The 15,912-nt window shown below is 41.2% G+C and carries 16 protein-coding genes; 7 read left to right on the forward strand and 9 right to left on the reverse strand.

Annotation, left to right across the window (positions count from 1 at the left end):
* Positions 1-50: 50 nt before the first annotated feature.
* Together FH971_RS03450 and yjjX are read right to left on the reverse strand one after the other, a co-directional pair.
* Positions 51-572 carry a GNAT family N-acetyltransferase gene (locus tag FH971_RS03450; protein ID WP_140233375.1) on the reverse strand — a complete coding sequence of 174 codons (522 nt, stop codon included), beginning with the start codon at positions 570-572 and terminating at the stop codon, positions 51-53.
* On the reverse strand, positions 565-1,137 hold the full coding sequence (yjjX, locus tag FH971_RS03455) for an inosine/xanthosine triphosphatase (protein WP_140233376.1): 573 nt from the start codon (positions 1,135-1,137) through the stop codon (positions 565-567). The genes FH971_RS03450 and yjjX overlap by 8 nt, the downstream gene beginning before the upstream one ends.
* A 289-nt stretch (positions 1,138-1,426) precedes the next feature.
* On the opposite strand from yjjX, the gene FH971_RS03460 reads away from it, so the two are divergent.
* The gene (locus FH971_RS03460) at positions 1,427-2,287 is read left to right on the forward strand and encodes a DUF4097 family beta strand repeat-containing protein (RefSeq protein ID WP_140233377.1); all 861 of its coding nucleotides are present in this window, start codon (positions 1,427-1,429) and stop codon (positions 2,285-2,287) included.
* 163 nt (positions 2,288-2,450) lie between these two features.
* On the forward strand, positions 2,451-3,242 hold the full coding sequence (locus FH971_RS03465; protein WP_140233378.1) for a ribonuclease H family protein: 792 nt from the start codon (positions 2,451-2,453) through the stop codon (positions 3,240-3,242).
* Positions 3,243-3,355: 113 nt separating this feature from the next.
* Here FH971_RS03465 and FH971_RS03470 read toward each other — a convergent pair whose 3' ends face one another.
* Positions 3,356-3,805 (reverse strand): GNAT family N-acetyltransferase, encoded by a 450-nt coding sequence (locus FH971_RS03470; RefSeq protein ID WP_140233379.1) that lies wholly within the window; start codon positions 3,803-3,805, stop codon positions 3,356-3,358.
* A 508-nt stretch (positions 3,806-4,313) separates the two neighbouring features.
* Here FH971_RS03470 and mdh point away from each other — a divergent pair.
* The gene (mdh, locus tag FH971_RS03475) at positions 4,314-5,249 is read left to right on the forward strand and encodes a malate dehydrogenase (RefSeq protein WP_137222856.1); all 936 of its coding nucleotides are present in this window, start codon (positions 4,314-4,316) and stop codon (positions 5,247-5,249) included.
* Between the two features lie 325 nt (positions 5,250-5,574).
* Here mdh and FH971_RS03480 read toward each other — a convergent pair whose 3' ends face one another.
* Together FH971_RS03480 and FH971_RS03485 are read right to left on the reverse strand one after the other, a co-directional pair.
* On the reverse strand, positions 5,575-6,417 hold the full coding sequence (locus tag FH971_RS03480) for an SDR family NAD(P)-dependent oxidoreductase (RefSeq protein WP_140233380.1): 843 nt from the start codon (positions 6,415-6,417) through the stop codon (positions 5,575-5,577).
* Between the two features lie 11 nt (positions 6,418-6,428).
* Positions 6,429-6,818, reverse strand: coding sequence for a thiol-disulfide oxidoreductase DCC family protein (locus tag FH971_RS03485; protein WP_140235508.1), 390 nt, complete (start codon positions 6,816-6,818; stop codon positions 6,429-6,431).
* 192 nt (positions 6,819-7,010) lie between these two features.
* Here FH971_RS03485 and folX point away from each other — a divergent pair, with 192 nt between their 5' ends.
* From folX to FH971_RS03505, 4 genes are all read left to right on the forward strand, one after another.
* A complete protein-coding gene (gene folX / locus FH971_RS03490) occupies positions 7,011-7,373 on the forward strand; it encodes a dihydroneopterin triphosphate 2'-epimerase (protein ID WP_137222842.1) in 363 nt (120 codons plus the stop codon).
* A gap of 21 nt (positions 7,374-7,394) precedes the next feature.
* A complete protein-coding gene (gene folE / locus FH971_RS03495) occupies positions 7,395-8,063 on the forward strand; it encodes a GTP cyclohydrolase I FolE (protein ID WP_140233381.1) in 669 nt (222 codons plus the stop codon).
* A 235-nt stretch (positions 8,064-8,298) separates the two neighbouring features.
* Positions 8,299-9,027, forward strand: a complete 729-nt coding sequence (folM, locus tag FH971_RS03500) for a dihydromonapterin reductase (RefSeq protein WP_137222838.1) — start codon at positions 8,299-8,301, stop codon at positions 9,025-9,027.
* 144 nt (positions 9,028-9,171) lie between these two features.
* A complete protein-coding gene (locus tag FH971_RS03505; protein WP_140235509.1) occupies positions 9,172-10,464 on the forward strand; it encodes an O-acetylhomoserine aminocarboxypropyltransferase/cysteine synthase family protein in 1,293 nt (430 codons plus the stop codon).
* A gap of 85 nt (positions 10,465-10,549) precedes the next feature.
* Here FH971_RS03505 and FH971_RS03510 read toward each other — a convergent pair whose 3' ends face one another.
* From FH971_RS03510 to FH971_RS03520, 4 genes are all read right to left on the reverse strand, one after another.
* Positions 10,550-11,245 (reverse strand): 5-formyltetrahydrofolate cyclo-ligase, encoded by a 696-nt coding sequence (locus FH971_RS03510; protein ID WP_140233382.1) that lies wholly within the window; start codon positions 11,243-11,245, stop codon positions 10,550-10,552.
* 214 nt (positions 11,246-11,459) lie between these two features.
* Entirely contained in the window at positions 11,460-13,352 is a 1,893-nt protein-coding gene (locus tag FH971_RS03515; RefSeq protein WP_140233383.1) for a DnaJ-like cysteine-rich domain-containing protein, read from the reverse strand.
* 44 nt (positions 13,353-13,396) lie between these two features.
* A complete protein-coding gene (locus FH971_RS20495) occupies positions 13,397-14,233 on the reverse strand; it encodes a PEGA domain-containing protein (protein ID WP_240778432.1) in 837 nt (278 codons plus the stop codon).
* A complete protein-coding gene (locus FH971_RS03520; protein WP_240778433.1) occupies positions 14,164-15,885 on the reverse strand; it encodes a hypothetical protein in 1,722 nt (573 codons plus the stop codon). The genes FH971_RS20495 and FH971_RS03520 overlap by 70 nt, the downstream gene beginning before the upstream one ends.
* Between the last annotated feature and the right edge of the window lie 27 nt (positions 15,886-15,912).

Genomic DNA, 15,912 nt, shown 5'->3' on the forward strand with positions numbered 1-15,912 from the left:
CACTGATTAATGGGGGGAACTAAGCTCTCCCCATTATTCTAGCGGTGATTCTACAAGGTTTTTATCATCGCGATTTCGCAGGCATCGTGACCAGTTTCGCCTAAATGCTCACAGTGGATAAAGCCCAATTTTTCATATAAACCCAGGGCTTCAACCAATATGGCGGTGGTTTCTAAATACATCGATTGATAGCCTTGCTGTTGGGCAAACTCAATACATTGGCGTGTTATAGCCTTGGCCATACCTTTGCCCCGAATAGTGCGGGCAAAATACATTTTCTGTAGTTCACACACGCCATCATTTTCTGCTAATGGCGCAATACCTGCGCCGCCAACCACTTTACCTTGGTATTCAATCACCCAGTATTGTGAGCCTTCAGCTTGATATACCTCACTTAAACAGTCGAGGGTTGTGTCTGCTACGCTAAAGCCTTTGTCTGGGGTTAAGCCGTATTCTGCTGACACTTCACGAATAACTGCTGCTAATGCGGCATTGTCTTGGGCTAGTAGCTCGCGGATCACGCTTGGATGCATGTTAGCGTTAGTGGCATTTACTGGATGATTATCAGTCATTAAAAAACTCCATATTGATAAAAGGCGCCATTGCCAGCACTAACGCTTGGGTATAAATACTTTCTCGGGTGGCTAAACCTCGGGTTAACAAACCGATAGCGCCGCCTTTTTGTTTTATATTATGGGTGTTAAACAAACGATCCATCACGTGGCCAAGTTCTTCGCCAGCTTGCAAGGCGTTAAACACTTTCTGTGGCAAAGGTAAATTAGCACTGCGGCCGACTGATAATGTGTCGTTATGGATAATGGCCATATAAGCAAAGGTGGCTGGTCCGTTATCACACTGGTCAACACCGCCTTCCATTGCCACATAAAAATCAGCATGTTGATTTAGGCTTGTTGCATTAGCTTGGCAAAATTGAGCACGGTTGATAGCCCCCAGTTTTGTTTCTGCTTCGGTCATGGGTTGGTCTGCCACTAATGAGGGGGCATGCATGCCACTACAACGTATTTGAACATCTGGGAAGTATTGTTCAATGGCGTGTTGTGCTGCACTTATTTTTACTGGGTTGGTTGAACCCACAATGATAACTAAAGTGTTTGGTATTGCTGGAGACGTCGACATAGGGCTATTTTCTTTGTTGTTTTAGTTAACTGTAATGATCACGGTAATGATAACAGTGGTGAAGTTAACCACATTGTATGGGATTTTAATCCTTTTTGGTTTAATGGCTGAGTTACTTTTATTAGTGATAACTCTAAGCTGTTGTAAAGTATTAATTTGTTTAGTTGGTATGAAAAATGCTACTTGATGGTTAATTACCGCTAACTCATACAAACATCAGTTAACCTTGTTAATAAAAATTGTTTAGTGAGCTAAGCTTATTTTTATCCTCATAAAGGGAATTAATCTAATGTCTATTCGTATCGCAACCATTAGTGTCACGGTCGGGCTTATTTTAGGTGCGACAATATTTGGTGCTTCGCATAGTGAAGCAGAGTCAGTATTTTCATTATCGCAACAGTCTGATCAAGCTCATCCAGATCTTAACTTAGTACAACAGCAATTGAAGCTTGATACGGGTTCATTAACCGAATTAGTCGCCAAAACAGGGGCTGGTAAGTTAACTGTTGTCGGCGTTGAAGGTCTAAAAGAAGTCGAAGTCCATGCCGACATCTATACCCCGTCATTAGATCAAGATGATATAGAAATTAAACTCAGTTTGACCCGCAAAGGTGACAAAGCCTATTTGTTATCAGAAATACACAGCGACCAATTTTTTGGCGAGTCACCTTTTATCGATTTATTGGTTAAAGTGCCGTCAACGTTAGCTCTCAATATTAAAGACGGTTCAGGTTCTATTAAAATTGAGGATGTCAGTGCTGATATTGAGTTAATCGATGGGTCGGGCAGCATTGTAATCAATAATATTGGTAACTTAGTATTAACCGATGGTTCGGGCAGTGTCGTGTTGAATAATACTGGTAAATTGTCACTTATTGATGGTTCTGGCTCTATCAATATTACTGACGTTAATGGCGGCATCATATTACAAGATGGCTCTGGGTCTATTGGTATTAACAATGTTATTGGTGATGTGAGTATTGACGATGGTTCGGGTTCAATCAAGGTTGAACAAGTCTCTGGATTAGTTAAGATAAATGATGGTTCCGGTGGTATTGATGTGGCTAATACCAAAGGTTTGACCATTGTTAATTCGGGTTCTGGTAGTGTTGATTATCAAAATATCGATGGACCACTGAGCCTAGACTGATCCCCAGCAAAGCCAGTCAAATTTAAGTAATTGGCTTAAAATGTTCAAGTTAACTGCAACTGTTACATACAACATGCATTTTTGTTTCAAAGCCGAGTTTAATCATGGCATCATGCAACCACGTTATCAGCGAAGTTAGCATTATTGAAATTAGAGTCGCATCATGGCAAAGAAGTTTTACGTAGTATGGGCCGGTCGAGAAACGGGCATTTTTACCAGTTGGGATGTCACTAAGCGTTCCGTTGACAAGTACCCGCAAGCTAAATACAAATCTTTTGCCACAGAAACGGAAGCTAAAGCCGCATTTGCTAAATCGCCAGCAAGCAGTATAGGCAAAAGTGCGCCCGCAAAAACGGCCAGCGGTTCATCAGCTGTTAAATCTGCTGGAGTTGGAGTATCAACCAAAACCCTTGCGGCTAATCAAACGGTACTAAGCCAATTCGATGTAGTGATTTACACCGACGGTGGTTGCGAACCTAATCCTGGCAAAGCAGGTTCTGGAATGGCGATATACCGCAAAGGCGAGTTAGCCGAGTTATGGTTTGGTTTGTATAACCCTAATGGCACCAATAATACCGCCGAACTCAATGCGTTACATCAGGCACTCATTAAGGCAAAAAAAGTGCTTGATGGCGGTGAAACCGTGCAAATTATGAGTGACTCACAGTATTCGATTAAATGTGTTTGTGAGTGGGCATATGGTTGGAAAGCTAAAAACTGGACTCGAAAAACCGGTGAAATCGCCAATCTGGAGATCATCAAACAAGCTCATGAGCTATATGATGCAATGAAAGACGATATCGTGCTTCAACATGTTGCAGCGCACATTGGTATTGAAGGTAATGAACTGGCAGACAGAATGTCAATTCATGCGATTGATCAGCAACACAAAGCATTTAGCCAATTTACTGCACCATTAGATATCAATAAAATTCTTGCGTTGCGCACAGGCTAGTTATTGTTCTAATTCTACATTAACGCCTTAGATTCCTTGAAACACCACTACAAAAAAGCCGGATCGCTCCGGCTTTTTGTGTTTAATTTACAATGACTTATAATAACTTACGCTTACTTAGTGTTTTCTTCATACATTAAGTAATGGCTTTGCTCCATACCCAGAGATTCATAGGTTTTTTGGGCAATTTTATTGTCATGTTCAACATACAAACGAAAACTTGCCGTGCCGCCATTATCTGCCGCTAAGTCTTTTACCGCTTGATAAAGCTTGCCATAAATACCCTGACGACGATTTTGCGGACGTATGTACACGCTTTGGATCCAATAATAATTACTTGCGCGCCAGTCGCTCCATTCGTAAGTGACCATTAACGAGCCAGCTATTTCACCATCAACTTCTGCCACTAAATATACCCCTCGTTCAGGATGGGTAAGCAGTCCTTCAACACCGCGAGTCAATTGCTCGGTGTCTAATGATAGATTTTCAGTTTCCATTGCCATTGCTTGGTTAAACTGAACTAGGGCGTTTAGGTCGGCATGTTGGCCTATTCTAATTGTCATGAATTTCTCGTTTTTATAGGGTATTTTGTTAATATCATACCGCGACATGTGTAAAATGTATTGGTTTACGGCGGCAGTAAATGTGTACGTTTTTACTCTATTTATTGCTTAGTAGTAGCAAGCATGGCCAAGCATGATTATGGCATCTCGTAACAGAATTCAATCACGGTAAAATAAACACCTTAATGTGACTCAATTAACTTGGTATTGTTATTATGAGGATAAATAAAACACCTAAATGAATTTTATTCAATATCGTAAATTTCTAAGGCATACATAAAACTGCTTACAAAATAACCAAGACACCAATTTATGCTGTATTTTAGATTATTTCTGTAGTAACAAATGCTTATAGCTTTCAGCTTGTTGCCATCAAGCTGTGAATTAGCGCTCACTTATTTATACCTCTCCACTAACGTATAATTGAAATTTTTGTGACTTTGCAGTAATGTGACGCCACGACAATTTAGATCTATGTCACAAACTGCATAAATTGATGGAGATAATTATGAAAGTTGCTGTATTGGGTGCTGCTGGTGGTATCGGCCAGGCTCTAGCTTTACTGTTAAAAACTCAACTGCCTGCGGGCTCAAAGTTGTCTCTTTATGACATCGCTCCTGTTACTCCTGGTGTTGCGGTTGACTTAAGTCACATCCCAACAGACGTAGAAGTAAAAGGTTTTGCTGGTCAAGATCCTACCGATGCATTGGTTGGTGCTGACGTAGTGTTAATGTCTGCTGGCGTTGCGCGTAAGCCTGGTATGGATCGCTCAGATCTATTCAACATCAACGCTGGTATCGTGCGTAACCTAATGGAAAAAGTGGCTGTAACTTGCCCTAAAGCATTAGTGGGTATTATTACTAACCCAGTTAACACGACTGTTGCGATTGCTGCTGAAGTATTAAAAAATGCTGGTGTATATGATAAAAACCGTTTGTTCGGAATCACAACACTTGACGTTATTCGTAGCGAAACCTTCATCGCTGAGCTTAAAGGCTTAAAAGTTGCTGACGTTAAAGTTAACGTCATCGGCGGACACAGCGGTGTGACTATTCTTCCACTACTTTCTCAAGTTGAAGGTGTTACTTTCACTGACGAAGAAGTGGCAGCAATGACAACTCGTATTCAAAACGCAGGTACTGAAGTTGTTGAAGCTAAAGCCGGTGGCGGTAGCGCAACATTATCAATGGGCCAAGCTGCATGTCGCTTTGGTTTATCATTGGTACGTGGTCTTCAAGGCGAAGCTAACGTAGTCGAATGTGCCTATGTTGACGGCGGCAGTGAGCACGCTACATTCTTCGCCCAACCAGTACTTCTTGGCAAAAACGGCGTAGAAAAAGTATTACCTTACGGTGAAATCAGCGCATTCGAAGCTAACGCTCGTGATGCAATGTTAGACACCCTTAAAGCTGATATTAAATTAGGCGTTGAATTTGTTAAGTAATTAACAAATCGATGGTCTAAAAAACGCGAAGCCAAGGCTTCGCGTTTTTTTTGGTTTATCAGTTATAATTCGCTAAAAAAATCCATTAATTTTTACTGCGTAAAGACTCTAACTCTAATGTTATTGCTGCTATCTCTTTGCTTGGTACACCTGGTCGTTTAGTCAATGACTCAAGCTTTTTCTCTTTAAGTTGTTGCAGTTGCTTAGTTTCTGTAGCACTAAGTTGTTGTTTATCTTCTAATGCGTAAATTTGTTCGTTTAGACTGTTGATTTAAAGTGTCATTAACTTAGCAGATTTGAATGTGTTGACTAAATCGATGTTCCATTACCAACTTATCTCTTTGCCTTGCCAATCTAAGTAACTGGCTTCGCCATTGGGCTCAATATTAACCATGATGTTATACAGCTGGCTGGCGACAAATTCAGGGGTAAAAAGCTTGCCTGCGGGTACGTTAGCCTGAAAAGGTTTTGATAATGGTGTGTCAGTAGTGCCAGGGTGAAACGCAATGAGTTTGACTCGTTTAAGTCGTCTGGCATATTCCACCGCAGTGGTTTTAATAAGCATGTTTAACGCAGCTTTTGAGGCGCGATAGCCGTACCAGCCGCCAAGTCTGTTGTCTGAAATGCTGCCAACGCGGGCACTCAAAATACTGATTACACACTTGGGGTTGTCGATCTTATGAGGTTGCTGTAGCAGTAACTCAGTTAAGGCGCTTAGCCATAACATGGGCACAATACTGTTAGCGTAAAATAGTTGCTGTAGGGCATCACTATTAATGTCTTCAATGCGTTTTTCAGGCATCAAATGAGTTGTGCCTGTGTTTTCGTTATCGGTGGTTTCATTAGTCGTTTTAGAATGCAAAATGCCGTTACATATGATGATTTTTGTAATGGTGCCGACCATCGATGACATCTCAGCAATACAAGTTGAAATAGAGGCTTGCTGATAATCACAGCTAACATGGTGGTGAGTGACATTTTGGGTCATATTGTCTGCAAGTGTAGGCCGTGTCATTGCAGGCGGTATCAGTGAAGATTGACGACTCACGGAGATAATGGTCAAGGGTAAATCGTGTTCTTTTTCTGATATGGCTTGGTTAATAAAAGCTTGGGCAATGAATGATGACGCGCCAACCACAATAATTGTTTCTGTCGTTGAATCGCTCATACTGTTTGTCCTTATTTGATGTTACAGCTGCCGTTATCACAGCGTTTCTTACCTGTAAGCAAATAAGATATACGGTAACGATTACGGGCAAAGGCTAAATACGCGAGGTCAGCAACAGGTTTGATGAGCGGCAAACGTAATAATTTTATCCAACCATGCTTACCCGTTAAACCCCATGCTTTGGCTGTTACATCTAAGCCATACAACCAACTACCGTCAGCTTGTAATCCATGTAGTACCGTATTAGCTTTTACGACATCTAAGTCAGGGAAACGCTGATTAATATCAGCGGCGTTAATGTCTTCAAGGCCGATGCGGTTTAAATTGTCATGACGCTTTAATTGCTTCATTTCATTAAGACACAGCGGGCAAGTGCCATCGTAAAAAATAGTTAGTTCCATCATTTACCTCATTTATGTCTAATGCTTGTTGAACACACTTATTGAACACAGATCGTAACCATTGTACGCCCCAAACGCCAAGCCAGTTTACTTTAGTTGGTATGTTCAAAATTTTAGTCAAATCGTTTCGGTTTATGATCTTTTTATTTCAGCTAGGCGTATAGTTTAAAAACAAATCATAAGGGCTGAATCATGCCATTAAGCCAAGCAATCATTAAAGTCACTAATTTACGTTTGCGTACCTTTATTGGTTTTAACCAAGACGAACGCGACAAGCAACAAGATGTGGTGATCAACATTGAGATCCATTATCCAGCCGATCGATCGTTTCAAACCGACGACGTTGCCGACGCGCTAAACTACAAAGTGATCACCAAAAAAGTGATCCAACATGTCGAAGAAGGTCGTTTCTTGTTATTAGAAAAGCTGGTTGCTGACGTATTAGATATTTGTCGTGAACACCCCAGTGTAACCTTGGCAAGAGTGACCATCGATAAGCCCCATGCACTGCGTTTTGCCGATTCAGTGTCGTTATCTTTAGAGTACCAAGCCTAATCATTATTTAAGGATGTTATTATGACCACCATTAATGACATAACTCGCGCAGAGTTGTCTGCAGAAGCATTGAAAGTACAGCAAGCATTAGTCGCCCACGGACTTGAAACACCACTTATTCCAAATGATATGACCAGTGAACAAAAGTATCAGCGTATTAAAGGCTTAATGACCGAAGTGGTATCCACATTAGGGCTAGATTTAACCGATGACAGCTTAGCTGAAACCCCGCATCGTATTGCTAAAATGTACGTTAATGAGATTTTCTCGGGCCTCGATTATGCTAATTTTCCTAAAATAACCCAAATTGATAATAAAATGGGTGTTGAAGAAATGGTTAAAATTAGCAACATCAGTGTGGTCAGTACCTGTGAACATCACTTTATTACCATCGACGGCTTCGCCAAAGTGGCTTATATACCCAAAGATAATATTATTGGTTTATCTAAAATTAACCGTATCGTGCGATTTTTTGCTCAGCGTCCACAAGTGCAAGAGCGGTTAACTCAGCAGATTTTAGTGGCCCTGCAAACGTTACTGGCGACTAATGATGTAGCCGTGAGCATTAACGCGACCCATTATTGCGTAAAATCTCGTGGCATTATGGACACCTCATCAAGCACACAAACCACTGCGCTTGGCGGCTGCTTTAAGGCCAATCCCGCTAGCCGAGCCGAGTTTCTAGCATAAGGTCTAGCGTAACTTTTAGCATAACTTTTAACATGACGTTTAGACATAATCAGCCTGAACTCAAAGTGGCTAGTACCACAGCTTTTAAAAATGACTTCACATATTGAAGTCATTTTTTTTATGAACATACTATCGATTGTCATTATTAGGCGGTAGGATGGTTTACGTCGAGATAACCATCTAATTTAATTATGATAAAGGCTCAATGTATCGAGCTAAAAATAAAGAGAATATTATGGAACGTACAATACTGATCACTGGCGTAGGTAAACGCATAGGCTATGCACTGGCTAAATATTATTTGGCCCAAGGTCATCAGGTCATTGGCACCTATCGCACCCATTATGACAGTATTGAGCAGCTCGGTAAGTTGGGGGCAAGCTTGCACTCATGTGACTTAACCGATCCGACTGCCATTGATGCATTAGTCAATCATATCAACCAACATCACGATAGCCTCGATACCATTATTCATAATGCGTCTGACTGGTTACCCGACAACAGCGGTTTAAGTCCAGCTGAGACTATGGCGAGAATGATGCAAATTCATGTTTCAGCGCCGTATCAAATCAATCTTGCTTTAGCACCATTATTGATTAATGCAGCTAAAACCAATGATGACAGTATTGGTGCCAGCAACATTATTCACATGACCGACTTTGTTGCCGAAAAGGGCAGTAAAAAGCATATCGCCTACGCTGCCAGTAAAGCTGCACTTCATAACATGACACTCTCGTTTGCTAGCTTGTTAGCACCGCATGTCAAAGTGAACTCTATTGCCCCAGCAATGATTTTATTTAATGAAGATGACGGTGAGGCATACAAAGCCAAAGCATTGGCTAAAGCCATATTGCCCAAAGAAGCTGGTAATGCCGAAATCATGTCTTTGGTCGACTACCTACTGGGCAGCCATTATGTAACGGGTCGAAGTTATGCTGTCGATGGTGGCAGACATTTAAAATAATTCATAAAACGACAAGCGGTAATGTGTGCTGCAAAGTTGACGCAATTTTATAATGGACTTCTAGACGGCTAGTTGCTAGTGTAGATATTAATCAATATCCACACTCGCTATTATCGAAAGGAAGTCACTATGTCTGCAGAAAACATGAAGCTGGAATCATTGGCGTTACATTATGGTTACGAGTCTGAAGCAACAACCAAAGCTGCAGCCGTGCCGATTTATCAAACCACCTCATATACCTTCGATGATACCCAGCACGGTGCCGACCTGTTCGACTTAAAAGTGGCTGGCAATATTTATACTCGCATAATGAATCCAACCACCAGCGTACTTGAGCAACGTTTAGCCGCAATTGAAGGCGGTATCGGTGCGCTTGCAGTGGCGTCTGGCATGGCCGCCATTACTTATGCTATCCAAGCATTAACCCAAGTGGGCGACAACATTGTCAGTACCAGCCAGTTGTATGGCGGCACGTATAACTTATTTGCCCATACACTGCCACGTCAAGGCGTTGAAGTCCGTATGGCTGCGTTTGATGACTTTGATGGTCTCGATGCGCTAATTGATGACAACACCAAAGCCCTGTTTTGCGAATCAATTGGTAACCCGGCCGGTAATATTGTCGACTTACAACGTTTAGCCGATATTGCTCACAAACACGGGGTGCCATTAATTGTCGATAACACTGTGGCTACGCCTGTGTTGTGCCGTGCATTTGATCATGGTGCCGACATTGTTATCCATTCGCTCACTAAATACATTGGCGGTCACGGTACAACCATTGGTGGGGTGATTATTGACTCGGGTAAATTTGACTGGGTTGCCAACAAAAAACGCTTTGCGATACTTAATGAGCCAGATCCGTCTTATCACGGCGTGGTGTATACAGACGCCTTTGGGCCTGCTGCCTACATTGGCCGTTGCCGTGTTGTGCCACTGCGTAATACTGGCGCAGCATTATCACCACACAGTTCATTTTTGTTACTTCAAGGCTTAGAAACCCTCAGTTTACGCATGGAACGTCATTGCAGTAATGCGCTCACGCTAGCTGAATATTTACAACAGCATCCTAGTATTAGTTGGGTTAATTACGCAGCACTGCCAGACAGCCCTCATCATGCAACTTGCCAAAAAATCACTGGTGGTAAAGCCTCTGGTATTATTAGTTTTGGTATTAAAGCTGATAACGCAGAAGCGGGTAAAGTGGCTGGTGGTAAGTTTATTGATGCACTGCAAATGGTGCTGCGTTTGGTGAATATTGGCGACGCTAAATCGCTGGCTTGTCATCCTGCCAGTACAACGCATCGTCAACTTAGCGGGGCAGAATTAGCTAAAGCTGGAGTGTCAGAAGATTTAGTGCGTATTTCTGTGGGTATTGAGCACATAGACGACATCATTGCCGATGTCAGCCAAGCATTAGAGAAAGCAATTGTGTAAACCCATTTTTAGTCTAATCAGTAACTAAAAAGCCCCATCAATAGCGTGTATTGATGGGGCTTTTTATTACGAAACGGTAGCTATTTTAAATAGCTAATCTTCTCGTTGGGGTAATAATCACTGGTAAAGGAATATCCCAAAAATCAGTTGGAACCTGGCTCACTTGTTGGCAATCATGGGCAAACCCGACGGCTAATGGTTTGTTGTTGGTCACTTGTGCCAAGGTGCGATCGTAATAACCACTGCCCATGCCCATGCGATTACCATGTTCATCAAATGCCACCATAGGAGTGATAATCATATCGAGTTTGTCTACAGGGATAATGTGTTGCACATTCAGTTGCGGCTCGCTAATACCATATTTGTTATTAACCATCACAGAGTCTCGGTCATAACGCACAAACAGTAAATGCCCTTTACTAAACGGATGAATGCATGGCAAATAGAGGTTAATGTCTAGTTCCCATAATGCTTCAATGAGTTTTTGGGTGGCGAGTTCACCATCTTGGGTAAAATACAATGCAACGTGCTGAGCTGACTGCGCCTGAATTTCGGCGAGCATATGACGGCTGGCGATTAACGCTAATTGATTTTGTTCTTCAGAGCTGAGGCTATTACGTTCTTGTCTGATATGACGACGGATATTATCACGGCTCATGTCTGTACTATCAAATAATGGATCTTCAAGTTCTGTTGGTTTGGCAAAGTAGCTAATGCGTGCCGAAGAGGTTGACGTAACAGGACGGTGATCCTTGTTAGTCATAAAACGCGAGATACTCATGTGTAGGGAGGACTCCATCACTTATAAATGAAATTAAAAACGATAATCAACAAACAACTCAAAGTAGGTTATCGCGTTCTGAAAAGATATGAAAGCACTGGTTGATAGTCGGTTAACGTAGAATCATTTTGCATCAAACTAAACCAACAAATCAAAATGCAGCATAATTTTATTACATTATGCTGCATTGTTTTAATCAAAGGAAACTGGCGTGTTATTTATCCATATTCATTGATTTTAGTAGCACTGGACTATCGTAATCCGCCACCATGGTCTTTGCTTTTAACCAAAATTTTCTACGTGTTAAAAAGTAAGTAAAGCTGATTGATAACAAGCCCCACTCAATTAAATTATGCGCCATAAAATCTAAACCAGATGATAATAACACAGCCACTTCGCTAACGTAATTAGCATGGTTTGCAATAAAACCATAAGTCGGGTTAATGAAGAAAAAACCATATTGAAGGGCACAATAAATACCAATGCCAGCAATCAAGCCAAACAGTTTGCTGTACCACTTTTCTGGCCATTTTACACCAATCACCAGTAAGTAAAGTCCAACCAGTAATGAGCCACTAACAAGCGTGCTCGCTATTGTGGGTGAACGGTTAAGCAGGTCAACTATGTTGTAATAAAGAGTAAAAGCGAAATGTGGTAACAACAGTGTAATGCTGATAGCTAAAATCCATATTTTAGCTTTACTAATACTTTTCCAATACCAGGTCTTAATACTTTGGTAGCTTAACCACAGTAACCCAAGTACAAAAGCGTAATTAACAAAAGCGGGTAGCCCGAAAAGGCCAAATTTCATCGTCAATAACGCCATCATCCATTCAGGTATTTGAGTCACACTCATGCGATTACCTGAATCAACTGCAAATGAAGGGTATAGCAGCGCGATTAACATCCCTAAAGTAAAGAATAAATAAGTGTATTTAATCAAGCTCAAGAACATGTTTGGTGCAATACCTTTAACACTGTGTTTTTTTAATTGTGTCACTAAGTTTTGGTAATTAGATATTACAGCGTCTTTAATTTCAGTAGACACCCAGTTTTCATCTAATAGTGCAATTTGGCTGTTGGTTACATTGGCTTCAATAATGTTTTTAACAGCAGGCGTTGCTAATGCCATTTTGTCTGCCGATTGACTGCCGCCAGCCATTTTCTGTGCCACACTCCATACCGCTGGGTCATAAACTCCACCAGCATTATGGGTAGTATCTTTTTTACCTGCAAAGCACATCTTGGTATCGACTTTATCAATCGTAGCGGTAAATTGTAGTGTTGGCAGTTTAGCGGTAAAAGCGAAAATAAAGGTACAGCCATCCAAGGTGCCTTCAACATCAACTTCAGTTATCTCAGTTAAATGATAGACCAAGTTTAAACCGTTATTTTTAACAAACTCAGAGGTCCATTCGTGGTAATCGTTGCTGTTATAAGCCCATTTAGTGCTACGTTTTGCATCACCGTCAATGGTGTAACTGTAATAGAGATAACCACCACCATTACAAGTATTACACGTTACCGAGCCTGAGCCACCGCAAGTATGACACGTTGTTTTACCTCGTCCCCAACAGGACGAACATGATTCTGTAGTATAAACAGTGCGATTATTGTAACTATCGTAACGCGACACACTAACGCGACCACTACCACTACAACGATTACAAGAATTACTGCCAGAACCATAACAACTAGAACAGCTTTGTGTGCCAGAACCACTGCAGTTGTAACACAACTTACTGCCTACATAGGTTTCTGGTGCAGATTTTAGGTCTCTATTCCTTATTAAGAAATTGCTAGATATATCAGGACCAAGAATCTTTAAAAAGCGATCGTTAAATAACGTGTTCTGTCCGCTAGCGTACTCTTTAGCTTTTTCATGGGCACAATCCCGAGCATTCGATGCCGTGCCAGATTTAATCCCTGACGGACAATAGCCTCCATGTTCGTGTGTACTCACCCCAACTTCGATAGTCCACCCAAAGGTAAACTTAAGTTGAGGAAGCTTTTCTTGTTCATTGCTTAATTTTATTGGTACATCGACACCCGTGAGCTCTTTACCGTTACGGCGAATAAAATCTTGGAATTGTTCTAATTTACTCACGTAATACTTCCTATAAATCAATGCGTGATGAATGGTTTACTTTTTTATGACTGCTTGGTCGAATTGGCTAATGACAAATTGATATTAAAATCAGTTTCATCGGCTTTTAAGTACACCCATTTTCTAATAGGTGTATATCCAGGCGCGGTGATTTTAATGTCATAACTGCCAGCAGGTAACATCATGCCTGCTTTATATTTGGGTTTAATATTCATTACTGACACTTTGGCATTGGCGATATTACTTGTGATGCTAAGGGGTAATAAAGCCGCTTTATTAGACGCGTTTTTAACCACTTTAGTTGAATCATGTACAGGCATTACCGCTGAGTCAAAGCGGTTAATCGGCTCACTGATTGCATTAAATCCTTTCGTAATAAATAAGCTCTGGTCTATGGATGAACCAATAGGTTGCACCATCGGCAGCGTCACTAATAACCATTTAAGGGTAAATGAAATAGTGGCGGAGTCATTCTTCTCCATTTGTTCAAAAAAGTAATGTACTGCAGAGCCTTTAGCTGTGTATTGATTACTGCCCATGGATAGCGGCACGACAAATATAGACGCTAATAATAATGTTGATATCGTCGGTTTTATAAAACGATTAGGCTTTGACTTTGACGCTGAGTCCATCCCCTTTGCCTGTATCAGTTCCACGGCTTTCATCGGTAACTTTAATACGGTTAATAGCACCAGAACCAAACTTATCGACATCGAAATTGGCGGAATAATCGTTGATCTTAATGCCGATTTACCTGTTGATTCAAAAGAACCGCCATCGGCAAACTCAACTAGTTGGGCTTCGAGTACATTTAGATACTCGGTGGTTTTCCGTCGAATATTGGGTTCAATGATTTTCTGTTTAAACTCACGGTATTCCAATCAGCCAGCGTAGGGTTTACGTAAAGCTCTTTCATTTCTCGTTGAATACGTTGTTGAATAACGCCTTGTTGTTGAAAGGTTTGCCAGCTCAAGTTTGGTGGCATATCGCTGTTTTTGGCTTTCATTTTCGATCGCCACTCAGCATCTGCTTGTTGACGCACTTTTTTAGCGACTGCAATGTCAAAGCTATTACGATCGATCAGAGACCAAGAAGGAGATAAGGTTAAGCCTTTTTGTTTCAGCTTTTTATTCACTTTTATGCTGGTAAGTTCATTGACTCTAAATTCATGGATTGAGTTAATTCCCAATGGATAGCCACCCGATTCTTTAACAAAATCAGGTTCCATTTTTACCATCAACACGTTTTTATAATGATTCACATCGTTGGTATACACCATTCGATGATCTTTAAATCCCGCGTCGCCACCCGTTACGGCATCAGCGGCTTGCATTGCAGTGTAAAGGCCAAATGTCAAAATCCCTGAAATAATGGAATTACCAACGTTTTCAGACGTCGAAATTTCCTCACGAACCAACCAATCATTAGGTGGAATATAAGGCATGCTGTATTTGGCTATTTCTTTGTCATAACCGGTTTGCAGTCGCTCGAAACAACGGTCTTTATTACTGCCACTTTTCTTCTCTGCACATTTATTACGGCGTTCAAAATAATCGTATAATTTAGGGGCTATTTTTTGCGCACGTGATTCGACCCTAGCTTCATAAGCCTTAGTGCCTTTTTGGTATTGCTCCCAGCCCTGTTTAACCTGATTTTGGGTATCGAGCCAGTAAGCGTCAGATCGTGTTTGTACGCTAGCTAAAGCTTGATTATATTGATTAGAACCAGCAGCATATTCAGTGTATTTATCGCGAAGCGTTTGGCGGAAATTATCATAGTTGGCGTAGTGTTGATCAAATTGAGACATAGCACGGTCACGAACAAATTTTTCCATGATCAGGCGTTTTTTCTGTTTTAAATCGTCCACTAATTTATCGTCAGCGTATACCAGCCCGCCAAATACGGATAAGAACGTTTTTTCGACCGCGCTGTGTTTTTTATCTGGATCGTAATCAATGCCTTCAAATGCGATTGAATTTTCAATCAACGCGCTACGAAGCACTTGAGACAAGTAAGCTTGTTGACGTTCTTCAGGAGTTGAAGCATCAATAATAAAATGATCCACCAACCACTTCTGACCAAAAAAGACGGTTGGCCAAACTATCACAGCAATTAACGTAAAATAACCCAACGCGCGAGTGGCTTTAGCCACTTGCTTACCTTTTAATAATAAGTCAGCTAAAAGCAGCGTAACGCCAATACCACTAATAGTGCGGCCAAATAATTCCACTGCGCGTAAGTCTTCCGCACTGGAGTTACGACCGCCAGCAACATCGGTTAACGCAGCATTAAACACAGCCTCAGGGAACAAATACACTAGCGAACAAATGAACATCAACAACATCCACCAGAAAGGTTTACCCGTGTTAATAATTTGGGCTTCTACTGCTTGTTGTTTTTTAGCTTTGGCAGCCGTTGATTGTTGATGTTTCTGTGTTTTCTTTAGCTCTTTTTCTGCGGACTCCATTTTTGTGTGTGTTGGGGCAGTGTTAAGCAAATTTGTTGCAAATGGACTTTTGTTTTTCTCAGTCATAGTAATATTTATTAGCCATCAAATTTT

The organism is Shewanella polaris, assembly GCF_006385555.1.
In the GTDB taxonomy this organism is placed as follows: Bacteria; Pseudomonadota; Gammaproteobacteria; order Enterobacterales; family Shewanellaceae; genus Shewanella; species Shewanella polaris.

Bases quoted from the DNA above. Each gene is read 5' to 3' on its own strand.
- FH971_RS03450 (WP_140233375.1), bottom strand. From the start codon at position 572: ATGACTGATAATCATCCAGTAAATGCCACTAACGCTAACATGCATCCA.
- yjjX (WP_140233376.1), bottom strand. From the start codon at position 1,137: ATGTCGACGTCTCCAGCAATACCAAACACTTTAGTTATCATTGTGGGT.
- FH971_RS03460 (WP_140233377.1), top strand. From the start codon at position 1,427: ATGTCTATTCGTATCGCAACCATTAGTGTCACGGTCGGGCTTATTTTA.
- FH971_RS03465 (WP_140233378.1), top strand. From the start codon at position 2,451: ATGGCAAAGAAGTTTTACGTAGTATGGGCCGGTCGAGAAACGGGCATT.
- FH971_RS03470 (WP_140233379.1), bottom strand. From the start codon at position 3,805: ATGACAATTAGAATAGGCCAACATGCCGACCTAAACGCCCTAGTTCAG.
- mdh (WP_137222856.1), top strand. From the start codon at position 4,314: ATGAAAGTTGCTGTATTGGGTGCTGCTGGTGGTATCGGCCAGGCTCTA.
- FH971_RS03480 (WP_140233380.1), bottom strand. From the start codon at position 6,417: ATGAGCGATTCAACGACAGAAACAATTATTGTGGTTGGCGCGTCATCA.
- FH971_RS03485 (WP_140235508.1), bottom strand. From the start codon at position 6,818: ATGGAACTAACTATTTTTTACGATGGCACTTGCCCGCTGTGTCTTAAT.
- folX (WP_137222842.1), top strand. From the start codon at position 7,011: ATGCCATTAAGCCAAGCAATCATTAAAGTCACTAATTTACGTTTGCGT.
- folE (WP_140233381.1), top strand. From the start codon at position 7,395: ATGACCACCATTAATGACATAACTCGCGCAGAGTTGTCTGCAGAAGCA.
- folM (WP_137222838.1), top strand. From the start codon at position 8,299: ATGGAACGTACAATACTGATCACTGGCGTAGGTAAACGCATAGGCTAT.
- FH971_RS03505 (WP_140235509.1), top strand. From the start codon at position 9,172: ATGAAGCTGGAATCATTGGCGTTACATTATGGTTACGAGTCTGAAGCA.
- FH971_RS03510 (WP_140233382.1), bottom strand. From the start codon at position 11,245: ATGAGTATCTCGCGTTTTATGACTAACAAGGATCACCGTCCTGTTACG.
- FH971_RS03520 (WP_240778433.1), bottom strand. From the start codon at position 15,885: ATGACTGAGAAAAACAAAAGTCCATTTGCAACAAATTTGCTTAACACT.